At 42.0% G+C, this 21,936-nt stretch carries 18 protein-coding genes and 1 tRNA gene; 7 read left to right on the forward strand and 12 right to left on the reverse strand.

All coding sequences use genetic code 11. The features are described 5' to 3' along the window. Positions 1-44: 44 nt before the first annotated feature. Positions 45-2,525 carry a PilZ domain-containing protein gene (locus AN394_RS05630; protein WP_055020969.1) on the forward strand — a complete coding sequence of 827 codons (2,481 nt, stop codon included), beginning with the start codon at positions 45-47 and terminating at the stop codon, positions 2,523-2,525. Here the strand turns inward: AN394_RS05630 and serB are convergent. Next, complete coding sequence (serB, locus tag AN394_RS05635; RefSeq protein ID WP_055020970.1) at positions 2,508-3,527, reverse strand: phosphoserine phosphatase SerB; 1,020 nt, start codon at positions 3,525-3,527, stop codon at positions 2,508-2,510. The two genes, AN394_RS05630 and serB, sit on opposite strands and share 18 nt — an antisense overlap. A gap of 125 nt (positions 3,528-3,652) precedes the next feature. Between serB and AN394_RS05640 the strand changes: the two genes are divergently transcribed. Continuing rightward, positions 3,653-4,273, forward strand: coding sequence for an AhpA/YtjB family protein (locus tag AN394_RS05640; protein WP_054560826.1), 621 nt, complete (start codon positions 3,653-3,655; stop codon positions 4,271-4,273). Here AN394_RS05640 and AN394_RS05645 read toward each other — a convergent pair. From AN394_RS05645 to prfC, 4 genes are all read right to left on the reverse strand, one after another. Further along, complete coding sequence (locus AN394_RS05645) at positions 4,240-5,013, reverse strand: TatD family hydrolase (protein ID WP_055020971.1); 774 nt, start codon at positions 5,011-5,013, stop codon at positions 4,240-4,242. The two genes, AN394_RS05640 and AN394_RS05645, sit on opposite strands and share 34 nt — an antisense overlap. Continuing rightward, positions 5,014-5,652, reverse strand: a complete 639-nt coding sequence (pdxH, locus tag AN394_RS05650) for a pyridoxamine 5'-phosphate oxidase (RefSeq protein ID WP_055020972.1) — start codon at positions 5,650-5,652, stop codon at positions 5,014-5,016. A 493-nt stretch (positions 5,653-6,145) separates the two neighbouring features. Beyond that, positions 6,146-7,888, reverse strand: a complete 1,743-nt coding sequence (gene argS, locus AN394_RS05655; RefSeq protein WP_055020973.1) for an arginine--tRNA ligase — start codon at positions 7,886-7,888, stop codon at positions 6,146-6,148. 61 nt (positions 7,889-7,949) lie between these two features. Next, positions 7,950-9,533, reverse strand: a complete 1,584-nt coding sequence (prfC, locus tag AN394_RS05660) for a peptide chain release factor 3 (protein ID WP_055020974.1) — start codon at positions 9,531-9,533, stop codon at positions 7,950-7,952. Positions 9,534-9,784: 251 nt separating this feature from the next. On the opposite strand from prfC, the gene AN394_RS05665 reads away from it, so the two are divergent. Next, entirely contained in the window at positions 9,785-12,439 is a 2,655-nt protein-coding gene (locus AN394_RS05665) for a hybrid sensor histidine kinase/response regulator (RefSeq protein WP_055020975.1), read from the forward strand. On the opposite strand, the gene rimI is transcribed toward AN394_RS05665, so the two are convergent. From rimI to guaB, 5 genes are all read right to left on the reverse strand, one after another. After that, positions 12,436-12,882, reverse strand: coding sequence for a ribosomal protein S18-alanine N-acetyltransferase (gene rimI, locus AN394_RS05670; RefSeq protein ID WP_054551230.1), 447 nt, complete (start codon positions 12,880-12,882; stop codon positions 12,436-12,438). The genes AN394_RS05665 and rimI overlap by 4 nt on opposite strands. Then, the gene (locus tag AN394_RS05675) at positions 12,869-13,171 is read right to left on the reverse strand and encodes a hypothetical protein (RefSeq protein ID WP_055020976.1); all 303 of its coding nucleotides are present in this window, start codon (positions 13,169-13,171) and stop codon (positions 12,869-12,871) included. Before AN394_RS05675 ends, rimI begins: the two co-directional genes overlap by 14 nt. Before the next feature lie 68 nt (positions 13,172-13,239). Continuing rightward, a tRNA-Trp gene (locus AN394_RS05680) sits at positions 13,240-13,316 on the reverse strand. A gap of 146 nt (positions 13,317-13,462) precedes the next feature. After that, the gene (gene guaA, locus AN394_RS05685) at positions 13,463-15,040 is read right to left on the reverse strand and encodes a glutamine-hydrolyzing GMP synthase (protein WP_054551226.1); all 1,578 of its coding nucleotides are present in this window, start codon (positions 15,038-15,040) and stop codon (positions 13,463-13,465) included. 100 nt (positions 15,041-15,140) lie between these two features. Further along, positions 15,141-16,610, reverse strand: a complete 1,470-nt coding sequence (gene guaB / locus AN394_RS05690) for an IMP dehydrogenase (RefSeq protein WP_054560832.1) — start codon at positions 16,608-16,610, stop codon at positions 15,141-15,143. A gap of 134 nt (positions 16,611-16,744) precedes the next feature. On the opposite strand from guaB, the gene xseA reads away from it, so the two are divergent. Then, a complete protein-coding gene (gene xseA, locus AN394_RS05695; protein WP_055020977.1) occupies positions 16,745-18,079 on the forward strand; it encodes an exodeoxyribonuclease VII large subunit in 1,335 nt (444 codons plus the stop codon). A 2-nt stretch (positions 18,080-18,081) separates the two neighbouring features. Here xseA and AN394_RS05700 read toward each other — a convergent pair whose 3' ends face one another. Both AN394_RS05700 and cysE read right to left on the reverse strand, forming a co-directional pair. Continuing rightward, positions 18,082-18,672, reverse strand: coding sequence for a hypothetical protein (locus tag AN394_RS05700; protein ID WP_055020978.1), 591 nt, complete (start codon positions 18,670-18,672; stop codon positions 18,082-18,084). An 86-nt stretch (positions 18,673-18,758) separates the two neighbouring features. After that, the gene (cysE, locus tag AN394_RS05705; protein WP_054560835.1) at positions 18,759-19,583 is read right to left on the reverse strand and encodes a serine O-acetyltransferase; all 825 of its coding nucleotides are present in this window, start codon (positions 19,581-19,583) and stop codon (positions 18,759-18,761) included. Positions 19,584-19,921: 338 nt separating this feature from the next. On the opposite strand from cysE, the gene AN394_RS05710 reads away from it, so the two are divergent. From AN394_RS05710 to AN394_RS05720, 3 genes are all read left to right on the forward strand, one after another. Then, on the forward strand, positions 19,922-20,326 hold the full coding sequence (locus tag AN394_RS05710; RefSeq protein WP_055020979.1) for a hypothetical protein: 405 nt from the start codon (positions 19,922-19,924) through the stop codon (positions 20,324-20,326). 3 nt (positions 20,327-20,329) lie between these two features. Beyond that, positions 20,330-20,647 carry a helix-turn-helix transcriptional regulator gene (locus AN394_RS05715; protein WP_055020980.1) on the forward strand — a complete coding sequence of 106 codons (318 nt, stop codon included), beginning with the start codon at positions 20,330-20,332 and terminating at the stop codon, positions 20,645-20,647. 330 nt (positions 20,648-20,977) lie between these two features. After that, entirely contained in the window at positions 20,978-21,919 is a 942-nt protein-coding gene (locus tag AN394_RS05720; protein WP_055020981.1) for a sensor domain-containing diguanylate cyclase, read from the forward strand. Positions 21,920-21,936: the final 17 nt, after the last annotated feature.

The raw sequence follows: 21,936 nt of genomic DNA on the forward strand, positions 1-21,936 counted from the left end.
GCTAGTATACCTACTTTTTTATATAGACGGTGATGGTTTTATAAATGGCTGAAGACATACTGCTTAAATATGAAAGCCTAGTTGAAGAACTAAAGGCACATTTAGGCACTCCCCAGTTCGACAAACTGTTTAAATCAAAGACAGCTAGCTTAACTAAGCCAGAGCAGTTTCTGATCAAAATGGAAATGTCGCGCTTATCTCAGCCTGTAGCACGCTTTATTGATTTACGTGGCCAGGTAACCGGCCAAGTCAAACCCTACGAATATGATGGTAAGCAACACTTTATGGACGATACAGCCATTGAAGTGTTTGAAGATGCTATAAAGCGCCACGGTGGTTACACCCTTGCCGTTTACGAAGCGGTAATGAATACCGAAAACAATCACCGCGTAATGCAAAAAAAAGCCGCTGAACAAGCTTTAACTGACGATAGTACCACGACAGAGCAGTCAGCCAAGGTCATTAAGTTTGCATCCTATGAAAGTCGCCGCGAAGAGCGGATGAACTACTCAATTAAAATTACCGTTGAACTAGATAAAGACAATAAGGTTGCAGCTTCCACCTCTGATATCTCTTTAAGTGGCGCAAAAATCAAGTTAGCACCACGGTATAAAGTTAAAAAAGGCCAATTAATTGGTCTGCGCTTAGTTGGCCTAGAGCAAGATTTTGAACTGGGCTTAAAAAACGGAATTCAATACGAAGTGGTTGCGGTAGAAAAAGTATCCCGTGAATACAACCATGTACGCTTAAAGCGCACCTTTATTGAAAATAATGATAAGTTTGATGAGTTCTTAGAAAGCTTTATTCACGGTAATAAACGTCGCTATAAAGTGAACTTAGACAATACCTTAGATGCGGTTGTATCGAAAGGCTACGAGCAATACTACATTCCACGTGTTACCTCGCTTTATACTTTTTTGAGCTTACAAGGCGACAAGCTTTATCCTAGCCTTGCGTTAACCACAGAAAATAACATTTTTATTCAGCGCTATTTTTGTGATGAGCGTAAGTTGTCATGCTTATATAGCATTATAAATCAGCAACGTTTAGGTCACTTGCTCAGTTCACCAGATGCGGTAAAAGAAGAATACCTGTACACCTTCACTCATACCGTTGCTGGCAAAATTTATTACTACTCAGCTACACGAACTGAGCTTGATAGCCAACCACAACTGAGAGATTTATTTTTCGGCTTTGGTAGCCAAAAAGACAGTTGGCAATGCTTTAAGCTTCAGTTGATGCCAAGCCATCCGGAAGATTCGTATATTCCGCTGTCGCTACCAAGCAGTGCTGGTAAAAACATCGAAAAACTAAATAAGCCACCGACACCACGGGTGCAGGGGTTGATTAAAGATGTTAAATATCTACTGATTTTGACCTCGGTGGGTACTAAGTTTGAACAACAAACATACCAACAGCTTGATTATAATAAAGATGCGGTAAACCAACTTAAACAGTTTGGTCACAGTAAGCATAAAACGCCTCCTCATTTAGAGCCTGTGGCGCTTGAGTATGTGAACCTTCGTGCTCATAAACGCTATTTATACAAAACAGCTATCAGCATTGAACATCATGAGCAAACAATTACAGGCCATACTCGTGATTTGTCTGTGATGGGCTTGCAAATTGAATGCGACCAACCGGTTGAGTTCAAAAAAGGCGATATCATCAAACTAAACTTGCCTGATTTGCAAAAAATTACCAAAAAGCACGATTTAACAAATCTGGCTTATGAAGTAATGGCTATAAGTAAATCACTGACAACAGTAAATTTAAAAGTGCATAAAGTTGGTGACTTACCGCATATGGCGATTAAGTTTTTCACCGTATTAATCGATAACAACAAAGACAAATTACGTGTTTGTGAAGAAACCCCTAAAATTCCGGGGCTATCAACTGCACTCAGAAATATGGTGACCAAAAGCGTATGCCAATTCCCGTTTTATTTACATAAAGAAGCTGCCCACTTTAAAGCTGGCGCTATTGGCCAAGGCTTATATCCAAGCCCTCTTCATGTACTACTACAAAATTTTGCGTTATTGAACGAAACAACCAGCATCGACGGATTCTTATCAACGGATCAAATTACAGAAGTGATCACCCCGTTGATCAAAGACCGTAGTCGCCAAGATCCACCTCTGCCATTTACCCTATTTGTTCGCTTTGATCCGCGCCAAGCCGAAATAAGCGATGCAATTACCAGCCGCTGTATTAGTGAAGATGATTACAAACCACAAACTTTGTTTGTGAAAAAAGCGCTGAAAAACGATTTAGTCTTTGTATTTCGTTTATATGTATCACGAACTGGTCGCCCTGATATTGATTACTTAGCGAATGAACTCAAATATATTAGTCAGTACGCATTACATAAAGCAAAAGACTTAGAAGAAGCACTATGGGCAGTAGCTGGTGTGGGTGATTTAATTGATATAACCGAAGAAGCGCTTACCCATTTTGATATTGACCAAAGGCTGATCAATGAAATGAGCAAACGCAAAGCGACTTGGTTAAAGCGAGTAATCTAACGGTAGAGAGAGTAAGTAAGCAACTTGCAGTAATGAGCCTTCATTAATTGCAGTTTGTGCTTGCTCAACTACTTTAGGTTTACCATGCACAGCAACACCAAGCCCTGCCGCAGCCATCATTTTCAAATCGTTCGCACCATCACCCATAGCAACAGTTTGGCGGTTGTTTAATGTAAGCTTTTGTTCGATTCGTTTAAGTACACGAGCTTTTTCCTCAGCATCAACAATCGTGCCTATGACCTTGCCTGTTAAACAGTTATCTTTAAATTCAAGGGTATTGGCATGCACTTCATCTAAATCAAGCAGTGACTGTACTTGCTCAGCAAATGGCACAAAACCACCTGATGCTATTGCTAAATGCCAGTTATGCGCTTTTAGGTATTGGCATAATTCACTCACGCCCGGCATTAGCGGTAAACGCGCTTTTAAGCCATCAATTAAGTCTACATCGATACCTTCAAGCTTAGCGACACGTTGCTTTAAGCTTTGTGCAAAATCCAGCTGACCGGCCATTGCTTGTGCGGTTACAGCGGCAACTTCGTCATAAACATCGGCAAGGCGCGCTATTTCGTCGATGCACTCGATAGTAATGGCTGTTGAGTCCATATCCATCAGCAATAAACCTGGTTCATTCACTGTTGGTGGATTTGTTAATTGCACCAGTTGAATACCCAATTGCTTAGCAAACTCAACTAATACCAAAGGGCTTAGTGCTGTTGTTGTATCGCTATGAAAGCTCCACGCTACTGGCATGTCTGAGATTGGCTGATAACAACAAAGCGATAAATTGCTAAACCCTTGCGCTGCTAAAAAATCGCTAATAGCAAGTAATTGCTCAGCATTAAGCTCATTACCAAAGGCAACACTGAACACGCCTTGATTTGCTTTTGGCGTAAAGTCTGTTGTAATAAGGTGTTTGTTTTCAATTTTATACCAGCAATTTAGGCTGATTTGTTCTGCTAGATTTGCTGAAGGTGTAGCAGCTAAGCTAAGCTGTGACATAGTGGCTCCACATTAGACTTATGTCTGTCCTTGGTCGTGCATTTGGCACTCGCACTCAAGGGGCTGTTAAAGTTATCATGTTGTACCATCAAATTTAAAAGCTGTCAGTAACGTATACGGTGACTATGAAAAATAACCAACTTAAAATTCCCTTTTCAGCCACTTATCGCCAACGTGTTGTGCGCTTGAGCTTGGCTGCAGCCTGTTTTGTGCTGTTAAGTTGGGTTGCCATGAATAGTAGCTTTCAAAGCCACCAATTACTTTATGATAGTGCTGACAGCACCGCGATAAGCTTAACCAAGTTTATGGCACTAAATGCAAAAACCCCACTGCAAGAAAAAAACAAACCAGAGTTAAATGCTTTGTGTAATCATATTGCTGAAGATGAGTATGTTTTAGCGGCAACGATTTACGATCAACAAGGTATTCAAATTGCGGCCAGCGATAATTGGCAAAGTCACCACACTTTTGGTTTATTACCTGATTCAACGCCGGGTATCAGCAAACTTAAAACCCCATTTGTAGAGCCGGTGATAAGTGATGATGAAAGGCCAATTGGCTTTGTGTCGATTACCTATTTAACGCAGGCTTCTATTGCAACCAGCCACAGTAGTTTTCATGATTTAGGTCGCCAAGTGTTATTAATGTTAGTGATCACCTGTATTTTTACTTGGCAGCTAGGGCGCGGCTTAAAACACTGGCAAATCAACCGTTACATCAAAAAAAGTGCAGAGCAAGAATCATAAAGTTTAGCAGCCAATTTCTGCTTTGTATCGCCTGTAACGCCTTTAAGCTCACATAAATGAGCAAATACATCACGCACCTTAAGTGGTGTATTAATCTGCCCTTGAAAACCAGCTAGCGGCATTGATGGCGAGTCGGTTTCAAGCACTAAATACTGCGGTTCAATTGTGCTTATAACTTTACGAGTTTTAGCAGCGCGCGGGTAACTAATCACGCCACCAACACCAAGCTTAAACCCTTGTTTAATATAACTATGAGCTTGTTGCTCTGAACCTGAAAAGGCATGAATAACACCTCCATACTTTGGCTTGCAGCGCTTAAATGAGCGAGCAATTAAGTCATGGCTTTGTCTGTGATGTACAATCAGTGGTAAAGCGAGTTGGTTGGCAAGCTCTATCTGCCCTTCAAAAAGCTGCGTTTGTTTATCGAGGTTGTCGATACTGCGATCAAGTCCGCACTCACCGATGGCAATAAACTGCCCAGTATGGGTTTTCGCTAATTGCTCTAGTTCAGCGAGGTGATGAGCTTGGTGGTCAGATAAAAAATAAGGATGTAAGCCTAAAGCAACTGAAATACTTGGCTCTGATTTAGCAAAAGAGAATAGTTTTGTAGATTGTGCCAAGCTCACACCCGGCACAATAAAATGCTCGATCCCTACTTGCTTGCATGCCTTGATGAGCTCTGTGCGAGTCTCATCAAATTCGCTAAAATCAAGGTGGCAGTGGGAATCGATAAAACGCATTTACGGATTTAAACGACCAAACTGCCAACTACCGTCGGCTTGGCGTTGATACATAAAGCGGTCGTGTAAGCGGTGTGCTCCGCCTTGCCAAAATTCGATTTTAGTAGGCTCAACACAGTAGCCTCCCCAAAAATCAGGCAATGGAATTTCACCCTCTGAAAACTTTTGCTTCATTTTCGCAAATGTTTCCATTAGTACCTTACGCGATGACACAGGACGACTTTGCTGAGATGCCCATGCAGCTAACTGGCTTTCTTTAGGACGCGATAAAAAGTACTTAGCCACAGCAGTTGTTGGTAAAGGTTTAGCTTCACCATAGACAATGACTTGTCGCTCCATGTGGTGCCACGGAAAGTGGAGAGAAATTTTGTTATTACCTTTAAGCTCCTGCGCTTTGCGCGAGCCGGTATTGGTAAAAAACACAAAGCCATTTTCATCAAGATGCTTTAACAGCACAATACGCTGTGAAGGCTGACCATGTTCATCAACCGTTGCGACGACCATCGCCGTAGGATCAGGCAGATTAGTGGCAACAGCTTGCTCAAGCCATTTTTCAAACTGCTTGATTGGAGACGCATCAAGCATGTCTTCAGATAAACCATCCTGTAAATATTCACGGCGAATATCTTCAAGTTTCATAAAATTCCCTCTATCGCTACTATCAGCTATCAGCTATCAGCTATCAGCTATCAGCTATCAGCTATCAGCTATCAGCTATCAGCTATCAGCTATCAGCTATCAGCTAAAGATTAATCAAGGTTATTGAGCTGTCAATTTTGTTGGGTTTCGCTACGCTCTACCAAACCTACAGTGCTAGGTTCTAGGTTCTAGGTTCTAGGTTCTAGGTTCTAGGTTCTACAAGCTACTCCCCTAGCGCCTAGAGTCTAGAGCCTTCGATTTATGTTGGATTTCGCTGCGCTCTACCCAACCTACGAAGCAGAATTTACCTAAGTAGTTTAGCCTAAGACAAGACGGAAAACCGACTTATCCCTATGAGTTCTTATACTTTCTGCAAGTGTAGGAGTGCTAGCAAGGCAATGAGTTTATTTATGCCAAGGAGCATACGTGTTTTGTATGTGACTTAGGCTAAATAAACTCATTAACGCAGCTAAAGCGAACTACACGAAGCAGATTACATTTGCTCCATGACTTCGATACCTAAAAGATCCAATCCTGACTTCAATGTCTTAGCAACCAAATTACACAGTACTAAACGGCTGTCACGAACACTTGGTTCTACGCCTTCTTTTAGAACTGGGCATGCTTCATAGAACGTCATGTATAGGCTTGCTAGTTCGTATAGGTATCCACATAATACGTGCGGTGTCGCTTCGCTGATCATTAGATCGAGTACTTCTTCTAACTGAAGAAGTTTAAGTGCCAGCGCTTTTTCTTGTGGCTCGTTGATTGCAATATCTGCTGTTAATGACGCTGCATCGATACCTGATTTACGGAAAATACTGCGAACACGTGTGTATGCATATTGTAAGTAAGGTGCTGTAGCACCTTCAAAGCTCAGCATCGTGTCCCAGTTGAAGATATAGTCGCTAGTACGGTGCTTAGAAAGATCCGCATATTTCACTGCGCCAATACCTACTTTGCGGGCAATTTCGCTACGCTCTTCGTCGCTTAAATCTGACTCACGCTCAGCAAGTTTAGCTGCTGCACGCGTGATTGACTCTTCAAGTAAATCAGCAAGTTTAACGGTACCGCCAGTACGTGTTTTGAATGGCTTACCGTCTTCACCCATCATGGTGCCGAATGGGCAAAATTCATAACTTGTTTCATCACGTAATAAACCGGCTTTACGTGCTGTGAGCTCAACTTGATTAAAGTGTAAGCTTTGACGTGCATCTACAAAGATTAAGATGCGATCAGCACCCAGTTTATTTGAACGGTAATCACAAGCAGCTAAGTCAGTTGTTGCATATAAGAAACCACCACCTGATTTCTGTACGATAAACACTGAAGGCTCACCGTCTTTGTTAGCTAGTTCATCTAAGAACACCACTTGCGCACCATCAGACTCAACAGCAATATCTTTGTCTTTTAATAGTGCGATGATGTTTGCAAGTTCACTGTTGTAAGCACTTTCTGCCATGATGTCATCTTGCGTAAGTGTTACGTTTAGGCGCATGTAAACTTCTTCAGAGTGCTTTACAGAAGTGGCAATGAATAACTTCCAAAGTTTTTCACAGTGTGCGTCGCCGCCTTGTAATTTAACAACGTAATTACGGGCTTTGTCGGCAAAACCGTCTTCATCATCGAAGCGTTTTTTCGCATCGCGGTAGAAGGTTTCAAGATCGGCCAGCGCTACAGACTCTAAGTCTACGCCTTGGTTGATTTGATCTTCTAAGTGCGCGATTAACATACCAAACTGAGTACCCCAGTCACCCATATGGTTTTGACGAACAACTTCATCACCACGGAACTCAAGAGCACGAACAACTGCATCACCAATGATGGTTGAACGTAAATGGCCTACGTGCATTTCTTTAGCAAGGTTAGGTGATGAGTAATCAACAACTACTTTTTGCGCTGTTGCATGAGGCGCAACTGCTAGCTTTTCGTCTTCATTTGCCGCTTTTAAGCTAGCTGATAAAAACTCAGGCTTTAAGTGAATATTGATAAAACCAGGGCCCGCGATTTCAGTTTTTTCTGTGATATCTGCAAGGTCTAGGTTATCGATAATTTTTTGTGCAAGTTCACGCGGGTTTGATTTTAATTTTTTAGCCGCGCCCATTGCGCCATTGATTTGGTAATCACCAAACTGTGGACGTGTGCTTTGTGTTACCGCTGGATTAGTGTCTTCAGGTAATCCTGCTGCAACCATAGCAGCAATAGCTTTGTCGATTAAAAGAGTACGAATATTCATTGTAATTTTTACCTTTATGGCCCGCTGTACGGGCACTTAAATTTGAAGCAGACTTAGCGTATTAGTTTTCGCGCGTATGGTTAAACTTGATATCTGGATAGCGTTCCATCGACAAGTTTAGGTTTACACGGCTTGGGGCGATATAAGTAAGGTTATCGCCACCATCAAGCGCTAAGTTGCTTTCGCACTTACGCTTAAACTCTTCAAGCTTTTTGGTATCGTCTGAGCTTACCCAACGTGCAGTGTTAACACTCACACCTTCGTAAATCGCATCAACGTTGTATTCTGCTTTTAAGCGCGCAACAACTACGTCAAACTGTAGTACACCGACCGCACCTACGATAAGGTCGTTATTGATAAGCGGTCTAAATACTTGCACAGCACCTTCTTCAGATAACTGAACTAAGCCTTTTAACAATTGCTTTTGTTTTAATGGATCTTTTAAGCGAATACGACGGAATAATTCTGGCGCGAAGTTAGGAATACCACCAAACTTCATTTTTTCACCTTGCGTGAAGGTATCACCAATTTGAATTGTACCGTGGTTGTGTAAACCAATGATGTCACCTGCGTAAGCATCTTGCGCTCGCTCACGGTCACCGGCCATGAAGGTTACCGCATCAGAAATACTGACTTGCTTACCAATACGAACATGGTTCATCTTCATACCTTGGCTATATTTGCCAGATACAATACGCATAAAGGCGATACGGTCACGGTGTTTAGGGTCCATGTTCGCTTGGATTTTAAATACGAAACCAGAGAAGTTATCTTCAGTTGCCGCAACTTGGCGGTCTTCTGTTTCACGTGGTAATGGCGCAGGAGCCCACTCAGTTAAGCCATCAAGAACATGGTCAACACCAAAGTTACCAAGTGCTGTACCAAAGTAGACAGGTGATAATTCGCCAGCTAAGAACTGATCTAAATCAAACTCGTGCGATGCACCAATGACAAGCTCTAGCTCTTCACGAAGCTGCTCAGCAAGTTCGCTACCAATAGCATCATCAAGTTCTGGGTTATCTAAACCTTTAATAACGCGCACTTCTTGAATTGTGTGGCCTTGACCTGTGCTATACAAAATCGTTTCTTCACGGTGAATGTGGTAAACACCTTTAAACTCTTTACCACAACCAATTGGCCAAGTTACCGGCGCACAGGCAATGTTTAGCTCAGTTTCAACTTCGTCTAATAACTCCATTGGATCACGAATATCACGGTCACACTTATTCATGAAAGTTACGATAGGTGTGGTACGTAAACGTGTTACTTCCATTAATTTACGAGTACGATCCTCAACACCTTTCGCTGCGTCGATTACCATTAGGCATGAGTCAACCGCAGTCAGTGTACGATAAGTATCTTCAGAGAAGTCTTCGTGTCCTGGAGTATCAAGTAAGTTAACTAGACGCTCATTGTAAGGAAATTGCATAACAGACGTAGTTACCGAGATACCACGTTCTTTTTCCATTTCCATCCAGTCTGATTTTGCGTGCTGGTTTGAGCCACGACCCTTTACGGTACCCGCTTTTTGAATCGCTTGTCCGAATAACAGAACTTTTTCTGTAATAGTGGTTTTACCCGCATCCGGGTGCGAGATGATCGCAAAGGTGCGTCGTTTATTAATTTCGGTAGTTAAATTAGACATGTAAGCTGCTTTTAGTCATAACAAAGCGCACTTAACTGCCTTATAAATTATAAAGCTCGGTGCGCACTGTAAAAATAAAATAGAATTGCCAAGTATTATACCTTGTTTGTCTTAGCCAAAAAAGCAGCGATTGTAAGTAATTATTCACCTTTCGTTGCGGATTTTCGTTGTTCACTTTTTTGCTAAGCTTGTGTAATCAAGTTGTAACGCATACTATTGATAAATTGCACGGAGGGATATCAATTTAGGTCATGAAAACCAGTAAGCTCAGTATTCGATTATTATGGTATATCACACCATTAGTGATCTTACCTTTGTTGTTTTTAGGTGGCTTTACGTTAACCAATGTGACCAATTCAACAAAAAAACAAGCTGAGCTGATTGTCAGTCGCTTTGTTGAGCAACAGCAGCAAAAAATCTTCAATTACATTGACTCATTTCACTCGATTACCCGCTTGCTTTCGACCTCCCCTGTATTAGCAGACTTTTTAGCCCGCGAACCTGAATCAAAAAATCAATACATTGAACGCCTTGGCGAATTAATGAATGTATTTGCAAGCTATTCAGAAGCTTACCCTGATATAGTGAGCATTAACTATGTTGCCCCAGACGGTAAAAGCGATGCATTTTATTCAAGCCAATTAACCCCTGCGCCAAAAAGTTACCCGTTTTTTGATCAAGTACTGCAATCAAATTTGCGCCAACAGCAATTTATGATCTCCAAAGAAGATGGCTCAACTAGCCTGTACTTTGTGCACCCCATTTATAATATCGATTACTACTTAAAACAGCCGCAGCAACTTGGGTTTATTGTTGTTCATGTTGAACCGTCGATATTAAATGCCAGTATTTTAGAAGCTCCGTTTAATAACACTCTAAATTTGTTTTTGACCACTAAAGGGCAAATTTTATTTAGCTCAGACTATGACCTACGCGGCAGTTACCTAAGTGAATACGAGCTTGAACAAATTAAGAGTTTGGCCGATTACGGCAAACTAGCCAGTATTGAGCTGTCGAGTATCGATAAAGAAGAGCGCATCATCTACGCAGTACAAATGACCGACGGTGATTATTTTATCTCTACCACTCCCAAAGATTTGCTATATCAGTCTGGTAAAGCTATCAGTTTAATTACTGCATTAATTGTTATTATTTCGGTGATTTCACTGCCTATTTTGATCTACATTGTGGTGCGCAACTTACTACTCACCCCAGTCGAATTATTAGGGGCTGCAAGTCACCGAGTTGGTGATGGTGATTTATCGGTGTATTTGCCCGCCCATACAAATGATGAAGTAGGTGTGCTTTTTAATGACTTTAATCACATGGTGAACCAAATTCGTCATTACCAAGACGAGCTTGAAGAATATAAGCACCACCTAGAAGAAAAAGTTGAAAGCCGTACTAAAGCCCTCGAAGCGATGAATAGCAAGCTAGAAGTGGCCATTGCGCAAGCTGAGCAAGCAAACCAACTGAAAAGCCGCTTTTTAGCGAATATGAGTCATGAAATTCGTACCCCACTTACCGCAATTATGGGCTTCACAGAGCAACTTCTGCACAACAAGGATGCGGTGAATGATGAGCAGCATTTAAGCACCATTTTACGTAACTCTAAGCACTTGCTTGAGCTCATCAATAACATTCTTGATTTATCAAAAATTGAAGCTGAAAAACTCGCCGTTGAGCGCGGGCCATGTAATGTAGTGCAGCTTATTCATGATATTGATTCGATTATTCGTCCGTTAGCTAATGAGAAGCAACTGGCGTTTAATATCAACTACAAGCTACCAATACCTAAAACTATTAATAGCGATACCACACGTTTAAAACAAATTTTGATCAATATTGCCAGCAATGCGGTTAAGTTCACTGAGAAAGGCAGTATCTCGATTGATATTAGCTACAACAGCGAAAAACAGCATTTACAATTTGCGATTCAAGATACCGGTATCGGTATGTCTGAGCGCGAAGTCGAACGGGTATTTAAACCGTTTGAACAAGCCGATGCGACGACAACTCGCCGCTTTGGTGGCACGGGTCTTGGCTTGTGTATATCGAAGAACTTAGCCCAGTTATTGGGTGGTGATGTGCAACTGATTAGTGAACCTGGAAACGGCAGTTGTTTTACCGTACAAGTTGCTGCTCACTTAAATGCCGAACAGCTTAAGTACGAGGCCTTTATTCATAGCTATGAGCAACTATCGCCAAGTAAAGACGTTCAGCTTTCATTCGCAGCAAACAGTTTTGATGCCAATATACTGGTGGCCGAAGATAACCCAGATAACCAGTTGCTGATCAAACTACTGTTACAAACTTGGGGGCTTGAGCCTGACATCGCGAAAAACGGTGCAGAAGCAGTAGAAATGGCATTAGTTAATGATTATCAGCTGATCATCATGGATATGCAGATGCCAGTCATGGGTGGCTTAGAAGCAACGCAAATGCTACGTCACGCAGCCTATGATGGCCCTATCATTGCGCTTACGGCCAATGTAATGAAGACCGATGTTGACACCTATATTGAAGCTGGCTGTGATGAAGCACTCGCCAAACCAATCGACAAAGATGCCCTAGAACAAGTGCTTGTTAGTTACTTACACATTGAAAAAGATAGTCAAAACAAGTGGGAAAACTTACTAAAAAGTGAAAAGTTCCAACAAATTAACGACAACTATCGCTCAAAATTACCTGATTACTTAAGCCAGGTCGTGCAGTTGTATCGCGCTAAAGAGTGGGAAGCGCTACGTTCATTAGCACACAGCTTAAAAGGCAGTGCGGGATGTTTTAGTTTTGAAGCCATTCATAAGACAGCTGGTCAGCTTGAAAATGCGCTACGCAGTAATCAAACTGAACAGGTGGAGCAATGCTACGATGCGCTTATCAATGCCCTTGAAGAAGCATCTTAAAGGCTAAAGCTCATCCCCATTAAAATAGCGTCTTCGTTGCCTGTCGCGGTTGGGTAGTAGTTCTTGCGCACCGACATATGTGAAAAGCCAGCGCTTTCATACAGGCCAATAGCAGGAGCGTTCGACTCACGCACTTCTAAGAATAGGTTTTCAGCTTGGTGCTGCTCGCCGTGCTCAATAAATGCATTTAACAACTGCTTAGCAATGCCCTGCCCTTGGTACTTCGGCGCAACACAAATATCCATTAAAGTGTAATCTGGGCCCGCTTGTTCACCAATATAAAAACCTAGCATCTCATCACCTTGAAAAGCAGCTAGGTTAAAATAACGCCCAGCTAAACACGACAGCATAGTTTTCTCTGTCCACGGGTGACTATGGCAGGCGTTTTCGATAGCCATTAACTGGCTAATATAGGTTGCATCTACAGGTTTAAAGCTTATCAAGTTGTTCACCGATTAAAGACCAAAGTTGTTTTTTCTGTTCGCCATTCAGCTTATCGCTTGGTAAGCCTAAGCAACCCTCTTGCCAGCTAATATTTGCTGTTTTAACGATTTGAGTAATAACTAACGGCGCAAATGCTTTTTCGAGGTCTTGGTGAAACTGTAACGGAAGCGTCAATGTTTCTTGTTGAGTGTTTGGTATCTGTTCGCCAGAAGCATCAGGCGCAGTTCGATAGTGTTGATTCAACTCTAAAGATTGTACAGAGAATATCGCAGCGTAACTTGGATTCATAACAACTCAATCATGATTAAGAGCAAGTAATATAGGGAGATTTGCGATTAAAGTAAAGAAGGAAGAAATGGCAGGGGCGGAGAGATTCGAACTCCCAACCGTCGGTTTTGGAGACCGCTGTTCTACCAATTGGAACTACGCCCCTGCAATGACGACGAATTATATAGAGCTTTTTTCAAAGGTAAAGTAAAAAAACACAGTTTTTAGTTTAACTGCTTCTTAAATAAACAAAACGGCGAATTAGCAAGCTAATTCGCCGTTTTTGTACCAATTCAGGTCAGAATAATAAAATTATTCCCACTCGATTGTTGCCGGTGGCTTACCTGAAATATCGTAAACAACACGTGAGATACCATCGATTTCGTTGATGATACGGTTAGAAACCACACCTAAGAACTCATAAGGTAAATGTGACCAACGTGCTGTCATAAAGTCGATTGTTTCTACACAACGTAGCGATACAACCCAGTCGTATTTACGCGCATCACCCATTACACCGACCGATTTAACTGGTAAGAATACAGTGAAGGCTTGACTTACTTTGTGATAAAGCTCTGCTTTGTGTAGCTCTTCAATGAAGATAGCATCTGCGCGACGTAGTAAGTCACAGTACTCTTTCTTGATTTCACCAAGTACACGAACACCTAAACCAGGACCCGGGAATGGGTGACGGTAAAGCATGTCGTATGGTAGACCAAGCTCAAGACCAATTTTACGTACTTCATCTTTGAATAGCTCACGTAACGGCTCAACAAGACCCATTTCCATGTCGTCTGGTAAACCACCTACGTTGTGGTGAGACTTAATTACGTGTGCTTTACCTGTTGCAGATGCAGCAGATTCGATTACGTCTGGGTAGATAGTACCTTGACCTAACCATTTAGCACTTTTCAGCTTTTTAGCTTGCTCGTCAAATACTTTAATGAAGGTATGACCAATCGCTTTACGCTTATCTTCTGGGTCTGACTTACCTGCTAAGTCTGCTAAGAATTGATCTTCAGCATCTACTTTAACAATGTTTAGGCCAAACTTGTTACCGAACATGTCCATAACTTGCTGACCTTCGTTTAAACGAAGAAGACCGTTATCAACGAATACACACGTTAGCTTGTCGCCGATTGCACGGTGAATAAGCATGGCAACAACAGATGAATCAACACCACCTGATAAACCTAAGATAACTTCGTCATCACCTACAGTTTCCTTAATACGCTCAATAGCATCGTCGATGATTTTAGCTGGTGTCCATAGTTTTTCACAGCCACAGATATCAATCGCGAAGCGCTCAAGTAAACGTAAACCTTGGTGAGTATGAGTTACTTCTGGGTGGAACTGTACGCCGTAAAAACGTTTTTCTTCCCAAGACATTGCAGCATGTGGACATGTTGAAGTTTTAGCAGTTGTTTTGAAAGTCTCAGGTACTTCCATCACTTTATCGCCGTGGCTCATCCAAACGTCTAGTACGCCTGCACCGCCATCAGTAATGTGGTCTTCGATAGCATCGAATAACGCACAGTTACCTACTTTTTCAACTTGCGCATAACCAAACTCTTTCTTATCAGAGCTGTGTACGCTACCACCTAGTTGCGTTGCCATTGTTTGCATGCCGTAACAGATACCAAGTACTGGAACGCCTGCGTTAAATACATACTCAGGAGCACGTGGGCTGTTTTCAAGTGTTGTAGACTCAGGGCCACCCGACAAAATAATACCTTGTGGATTAAATTCGCGGATTTGCTCTTCAGTTACATCCCATGCCCATAGCTCACAGTAAACACCAATCTCACGTATACGACGTGCGATTAACTGTGTGTATTGCGAACCAAAATCTAAAATGAGAATTCGTGAATCGTGAATGTCTTTGCTCATGGAGTATCTCGTTAGTCAGGAACTGCTCTCCCAAAGGGAGATGATCAATAAATTAGGGCTAGCAAATGCTAGCCCATGTAATTTCAATACCTTAAGGTAATTAACCTAGGCGGTAGTTTGGCGCTTCTTTAGTGATTTGCACGTCGTGAACGTGTGACTCACCCATACCAGCTGAAGTTACGCGAACAAATTGAGGTTTAGTATTTAACTCTTCAATTGTTGCACAGCCAGTTAAGCCCATTGCACTGCGTAGACCACCCACTTGTTGATGAATGATTGTCGCGATAGGACCTTTATAAGCAACACGGCCTTCGATACCTTCAGGAACAAGCTTGTCTGCTTCGTTCGATTTTTGGAAGTAACGGTCTGATGAACCTTCTTTTTGGTCCATAGCACCAAGGCTACCCATACCACGGTATGATTTGTAGTAACGACCTTGATATAGCTCAACTTCACCCGGTGCTTCTTCAGTACCGGCTAACATTGAACCCACCATTACACATGATGCACCAGCAACAAGTGCTTTTACGATGTCACCAGAGAAACGGATACCACCGTCAGCAATAACAGGAATATCACGGCCTTTTAAGCCTTCAACTGCGTCAGAAATAGCAGTAATTTGTGGAACACCACAACCTGTTACGATACGAGTAGTACAGATAGAACCAGGGCCGATACCAACTTTAACAGCATCAACACCCGCATCAGCAAGGGCAATCGCGCCTTCAGCTGTTGCAACGTTACCTGCTACGATTTGTAGATCTGGGTATGCTTGACGTGTTTGTGCAACACGGTCGATAACACCTTGTGAGTGGCCATGTGATGTATCGATAAGTAATACGTCAACACCTGCTTCAACAAGTGCTGCGATACGCTCATCAGTACCCGCGCCAACACCAACAGCTGCACCTACACGTAGACGACCTTGATCGTCTTTACATGCATGCGGCTTGTCTTGTGCTTTTTGATAATCTTTTACAGTGATCATGCCTTTAAGTTTAAATGCATCATCAACTACGAGAATTTTTTCGATACGGTGCTCGTGCATTAGACCTAAGATTTCATCACGGTCTGCACCTTCTTTAACAGTCACTAACGATTCTTTTTTCGTCATTACTGTAGAAACAGGTTGCTCAAGTTTCGTTTCAAAACGCATATCACGGCTTGTCACAATACCAACAAGGTTATTGTCAGCGTCGGTTACAGGGAAACCTGAAAAACCTTTGTCTTCTGAAAGCGCGATAGCATCAGCAATTGTAAGATCCGCAGTCACAGTAACAGGGAAAGAAACAATGCCCGCTTCGTAAGTTTTAACTTTACGAACGTTTTTAGCTTGCTCTTCAATTGTCATGTTTTTGTGGATGAAACCTAAACCGCCCTCTTGCGCTAAAGCAATCGCTAAGCGTGCTTCTGTTACAGTATCCATAGATGCTGAAACTAGCGGCAAGTTAAGATTGATACCACGCGTTAAGCGAGTTGAAATATTTGCCGTGTGTGGCAAAACAGTAGAATGACCTGGTACTAAAAGTACGTCGTCAAAGGTAAGAGCTTCTTTAGCGATTCTTAGCATAGTGCAACTTCTCACATGTGGATCTGAGTATAAGGAATTGCGGCCAAATTTTATCAGCGTTGTGAGCACGAGTAAATAAAATTATTCATTTATTTGTGTTAAAGTACACAGAGAATTTTTTACTGGGGTTTTTAATGGCTTTTACGCAATCAACACAGCCTGTTTACACGGTCTCGCGCCTAAATAAGGAAATTCGCCATGTTCTTGAACAAGGCTTTTCATCGCTTATCTTAAATGGTGAAATTTCTAACTTTATAGCCCCTGCATCTGGACACTGGTACTTTACGTTAAAAGACGACCGAGCACAGGTAAAAGCGGCAATGTGGCGCGGCAATAATCGCGGCCAAACTTTTCGCCCGAGCAATGGTGCACAAGTAACTGTGCGTGCCCGCGTATCTTTATATGAACCTCGTGGTGATTATCAGCTGATTGTTGAGCATATGGCCCCTGCAGGTGAAGGCTTATTAAAGCAAGAATTCGATGCGCTAAAAATGCGCTTAGCTGCCGAAGGTCTATTTAGCTCAGCCCATAAAAAACCATTACCAACCAATATTAATCGCGTTGGGGTAATCACCTCAGCCACAGGTGCGGCTATACGCGATATTCTAACGGTACTTAAACGCCGTGCTCCGCAGCTTGAAGTCGTGATTTACCCAGCTATGGTGCAAGGTGCAGATGCCCACAGCCAATTAATAGAAAAAATAAACATCGCCAATCAGCGCAACGAAGTAGATGTGCTTATATTAGGTCGTGGTGGTGGTTCACTCGAAGATTTGTGGTGTTTTAACCATGAGCAATTAGCTCGCGCTATTTTTGAAAGTCGCTTACCTATTGTTAGCGCCGTTGGTCACGAGGTCGATACCACAATTAGTGATTATGTTGCCGATATTCGCGCCGCAACACCTTCTGCAGCCGCAGAGCTAGTTAGTCCAAATACCGAAGAGCTACATAACAAAGTTACGCAGTTAGTTAGGCACTTAAATCATGCCTTTAAACACGCTTTAGCTGTAAAACGCAGTACTGCCACTCAATTTGAGCATCGCTTGCAGCTATGCCATCCCCGTAATCAACTCAATCAACAAGCGCAAAAACTAGATGAACTTAGTTTGGCCTTACACAGCGCAATGAGTGGCAAAATCCAGCGATATGAGCGAGTACTTGCTAACCTAACACCACGCTTAATGCAACGTTCTCCTGAAAAGCAGCTAGCGAAAAGCGAGCATCAACTGGCGCAATTGCATGCCCGCCTCACACAAGCGATGCAGCAACAACTTTCAAGTTCTCGAAACCAGCTTTCTTTACAAGCGAGCCGTTTAGATTCTGTGAGCCCACTCAGTGTGTTAGCACGTGGTTATAGTATTACTAAAAACCAGCACGGTAGTGTAGTGAAATCGGTTAACGATGTAAGTTCTGGTGAGCTTATAACCACCGAGCTTGCAGATGGGCAGCTACAATCAAAAGTTGTATAAAATTACTGCGTGCTTGCGATGATTGTTAGACTATCGTCACTTGAGGTGGTGGAGGTAAATTTAAATTGCTTCCACCAGCTTTGTTCCATCATCTTATCGGTCATGTTACGCCAATAATGACTTGGCAAATCATCAACATCCTCTGGTTGCAATAGCTTAAACTGACACACAGAGCTTTTGCATGTAGAGACACTGAGCTGTGGTTGCACTGGTAAATCGGCCATGATTAAAAAATCACTCATGGCTGTTTCAACTTGGTAGGCCCAAGCCTCATCCCGAGATTGCTCTTCTAACAAGGTATAAAGTTCATCCAGGTGTGAGTCGATTTGCTGTGGAGGTATCGCACTTGAACGGTAACTAGCAATCACAGCTTGTTGATTTTCGACTTGTAACTTTAACTCTACTATTTGTTGCTCAAGCTCGCTTTTGCTATCAGCTACTGAACTATCTGAATTAACTTCAGCGACTTGTTTATTAATAACAGGCGCTATAGCAGTGGCTTGCTGCTCTGGTGCTTGAACTATTTGTTCTTCAACAAATTCTTGCTGGTAAGTGTGTGGCTGTTGTTGTGGGTCTGATTGAAAAAGTGACATAGCGACAGCGCCACAAATAAATGACGCTGTAACTGCTAATCCGAAGGATAACTTAGACAATTCCATTGCTCTTTTAAAGTGTAAAACTACAACATAGCACTGGTGTGGGAGGCATTACTAGCGGTAGTCGTACCATCATCTAAAAAGTTTTGGTTCATGCTCTCTGCTGGACAGGGACAGCTCGGTTTGCCGACCACTTTAGCAGGTACCCCAACCACAGTTGTGTGTGCTGGAACTGCACTTAACACGACAGAGTTTGCACCAATACGCGCCCCCTCTCCTACTTCGATATTACCTAGTACTTTTGCACCTGCGCCAATCAAAACACCGGCGCGAATTTTTGGATGGCGGTCACCTTGCTCATTACCCGTACCACCTAAGGTTACAGATTGTAGAATCGATACGTTATCTTCAATAACTGCTGTTTCACCAATTACAATCCCAGTTGCATGGTCAAACATAATACCATGACCAACTTTACAAGCAGGATGGATGTCAACGCCAAATACTTCTGAGGTTCTGCTTTGAATGAAGCGAGCAAGCTCTTTTCGGTTTTGTTGCCATAAACAATTTGCGAGTCGGTGTGCTTGTATTGCATGGAAGCCTTTAAGGTTCAAAATAACAGTTAAGTAACTATCGGCCGCAGGGTCGCGATCTTTAACTGCTTTTATGTCATGAGCCACATGCGTCAGCATTAGATCACATTTAACAAAGGCTTGGTCGAATAATTCACGGATAGTAAATGCTGATACCACCGCATCTGCAAGTTTATTTGCCACAATAAAGCTCAGCGCCGAACCTAAGCATTCATGATTTAACACGCACGAATAAACGTGACTTGCTAAAAGCGGTTCACGGGAAACGACTTCGTTTGCTTCATCTCGAAGCTTTTGCCAAATTTCATGACGCATAATATTGCCTTTCTGGTTGTACCTAACTGCTAAGCCTTAAGTTTAACGGATTTGTAGCAAGATGTACTAACCCGTTGTTTATTTGTTCTGGTTATATCTAATAACCAGAGTAACAATACCTATTTTTACTCTTTTTGCTGTGCTTTTTTGCCAATCGCATATGACAGTAGCAAATTCTAACTCTAGCCGAGAAACTTAATTAAAGTGCTTATTTTTCAATGACAAAACAGATATGACATCTTGCCTGTCATATGCCAAAATAGGAACTGGCATATCGCTGACGGCGTAAAAAACAAAAATAATCATTAAATTTACATCATCAACTTAACAAGGAAACGATGATGAAAAACGACGTACTAAACTCACACAAGCTAGGTTATAAATTTTACTTTCAAGATGGTGACAACCAAATCGCATGCTTTGGTCATATCATGAGCGGTAAAGAAAAAGTATATGTAAACGACGAATTGGTAAGTGAAAAACGCAGCTTCGGCTTTAAAAGCCATCATGACTTTAACTACCAAGGTAATGCTTATGCAGTCAAATTTGAGATGCAAAATATACTGACAGGCAAGCTTGAATGTTCGTTTTATAAAGCTGACAAATTAGTTAAACAGAGCACACAAACCTCACTTACTGATAATCCAAAACAAGTAGCTTTGGTTACCTTAGGTTGTTTTATTGGTGGGGCAATATCGGGTTATGCTGTCGTTACTTTTATTGAACCATTTCTTGGGAAGTAAGTAATGCAACTGAATCCCAATACAATAAAAGCACTCAGGCTTAAATTCGATTGGACGCAGCAGCAACTAGCCGATGCCTGTGATGTAAGCCTACGTACTATTCAACGAGTTGAAAAAGAAGGTGCGGCATCAAAAGAAACCACTATGAGCCTATGCGCAGTTTTTGAAGTGCGCCAAGGTGAGCTTATTAAGCTCGATGACGAAACACCAGAACAAAGCACAACACATGCAGTGAGTAAGCAAAATCTCGCTGCAATCGTAGCGGCTTCTTCGTTTGTAAGTTTTGCGCTTGGTATGGCAACGGTATTTGTTATTTTTTAGGAGTGATAGATGACCAAAGAACAACGCGGCTACGCTACACTTATCGGCTTTGTAATAGCAACCATGCTATTTGCACTAGCAGTTAAAATTGGCGCAATGCTTTAGCATTTCTAAGCATATAAATAAAATATAACTGTCAGAACTGAACGTTGAGCTAGGTGCTGGCAGTTTTTTCATATCAGCACCTACAGATATCTGTAGATATCTACTTTCAAATAGCCAAGCTATAAGTAAAAGACAATACCTTATTAATTGTTTTTTATGTAAACCACGGTGAAAACCCAGCATTTATTGCTAATCTTAAAAAAGTGACAATGGCTAGGAACTAATGTGGTTGAATCAAAAGAGTTTCTAAAATCAATACTCGATACGATCTCTGAGCATATTGTGGTGATTAATGACTCGGGTGATATCAAGTTTGTAAATCGTAGTTGGCAGACATTTGGCGATGAGAATAATTGCCAGTGTAACACTCAATGGGAAGATCAAAACTACCTTGCTATTTGCAAATCAGCTGCTACCAATGGCGATGAATTTGGTGCAAAAGCCTACACCGGAATAAACCAAGTTATTAAGCAACAACTCTCCGAGTTTTACCTCGAGTACCCTTGCCACAGTGATACCGAAAACCGCTGGTTTATGATGCGCGCAGTGCCTTTAAAACTTGGCACAGCAGGTTATGTTGTGATCAGCCACTTGAATATTACCGAACGTAAAATCGCCGAGCAGCAAGTACAAGAACTCGCCCGTATCGATGGCCTCACACAAATAGCTAACCGACGTCATTTTGATGATTTTTATAAACAGGAATGGAGTCGCTGTGCACGTTTAAAGCACCCCTTGTCGTTAGCCATGATCGATCTTGATAACTTTAAGTCTCTTAATGACAACTTTGGTCATCTGGTGGGTGATATTTGCTTGAAAGAAGTGGCAAAACTATTACCAGATTATACTCGCAGACCTGGTGACTTGTGCGCTAGATACGGCGGTGAAGAATTTGTACTGGTACTTGGTAACACGCAAAGCCATCAAGCACAAAAACTCGTGACGCGTTTTATGGCAGCGCTAAATACGCTTCAATTACCAGAGCTTGCCGGTCATCCCTTGACGGTTAGTATTGGTTTAGCAACTATCTGCCCTAGTAGCATTGATGATGCCATGTTACTCATTGAAATGGCTGATAACACGCTTTATCAAGCAAAAGAAGCTGGCCGAAATCAGCTTGTGGTTGCTGATAACATCGAGCCATTAAACATAGAAAAATGCCCCTGATTAGGGGCATTGATTAG

Source organism: Pseudoalteromonas sp. P1-26, from assembly GCF_001401795.1.
Lineage (GTDB): Bacteria > Pseudomonadota > Gammaproteobacteria > Enterobacterales > Alteromonadaceae > Pseudoalteromonas.

Coding starts and splice junctions, on each gene's coding strand:
- guaA (WP_054551226.1), bottom strand. CDS start 15,040: ATGAGCAAAGACATTCACGATTCACGAATTCTCATTTTAGATTTTGGT.
- AN394_RS05710 (WP_055020979.1), top strand. CDS start 19,922: ATGATGAAAAACGACGTACTAAACTCACACAAGCTAGGTTATAAATTT.
- AN394_RS05640 (WP_054560826.1), top strand. CDS start 3,653: ATGAAAAATAACCAACTTAAAATTCCCTTTTCAGCCACTTATCGCCAA.
- AN394_RS05715 (WP_055020980.1), top strand. CDS start 20,330: ATGCAACTGAATCCCAATACAATAAAAGCACTCAGGCTTAAATTCGAT.
- AN394_RS05645 (WP_055020971.1), bottom strand. CDS start 5,013: ATGCGTTTTATCGATTCCCACTGCCACCTTGATTTTAGCGAATTTGAT.
- AN394_RS05665 (WP_055020975.1), top strand. CDS start 9,785: ATGAAAACCAGTAAGCTCAGTATTCGATTATTATGGTATATCACACCA.
- serB (WP_055020970.1), bottom strand. CDS start 3,527: ATGTCACAGCTTAGCTTAGCTGCTACACCTTCAGCAAATCTAGCAGAA.
- pdxH (WP_055020972.1), bottom strand. CDS start 5,652: ATGAAACTTGAAGATATTCGCCGTGAATATTTACAGGATGGTTTATCT.
- cysE (WP_054560835.1), bottom strand. CDS start 19,583: ATGCGTCATGAAATTTGGCAAAAGCTTCGAGATGAAGCAAACGAAGTC.
- AN394_RS05630 (WP_055020969.1), top strand. CDS start 45: ATGGCTGAAGACATACTGCTTAAATATGAAAGCCTAGTTGAAGAACTA.
- prfC (WP_055020974.1), bottom strand. CDS start 9,533: ATGTCTAATTTAACTACCGAAATTAATAAACGACGCACCTTTGCGATC.
- guaB (WP_054560832.1), bottom strand. CDS start 16,610: ATGCTAAGAATCGCTAAAGAAGCTCTTACCTTTGACGACGTACTTTTA.
- AN394_RS05700 (WP_055020978.1), bottom strand. CDS start 18,672: ATGTCACTTTTTCAATCAGACCCACAACAACAGCCACACACTTACCAG.
- argS (WP_055020973.1), bottom strand. CDS start 7,888: ATGAATATTCGTACTCTTTTAATCGACAAAGCTATTGCTGCTATGGTT.
- AN394_RS05675 (WP_055020976.1), bottom strand. CDS start 13,171: ATGAATCCAAGTTACGCTGCGATATTCTCTGTACAATCTTTAGAGTTG.
- xseA (WP_055020977.1), top strand. CDS start 16,745: ATGGCTTTTACGCAATCAACACAGCCTGTTTACACGGTCTCGCGCCTA.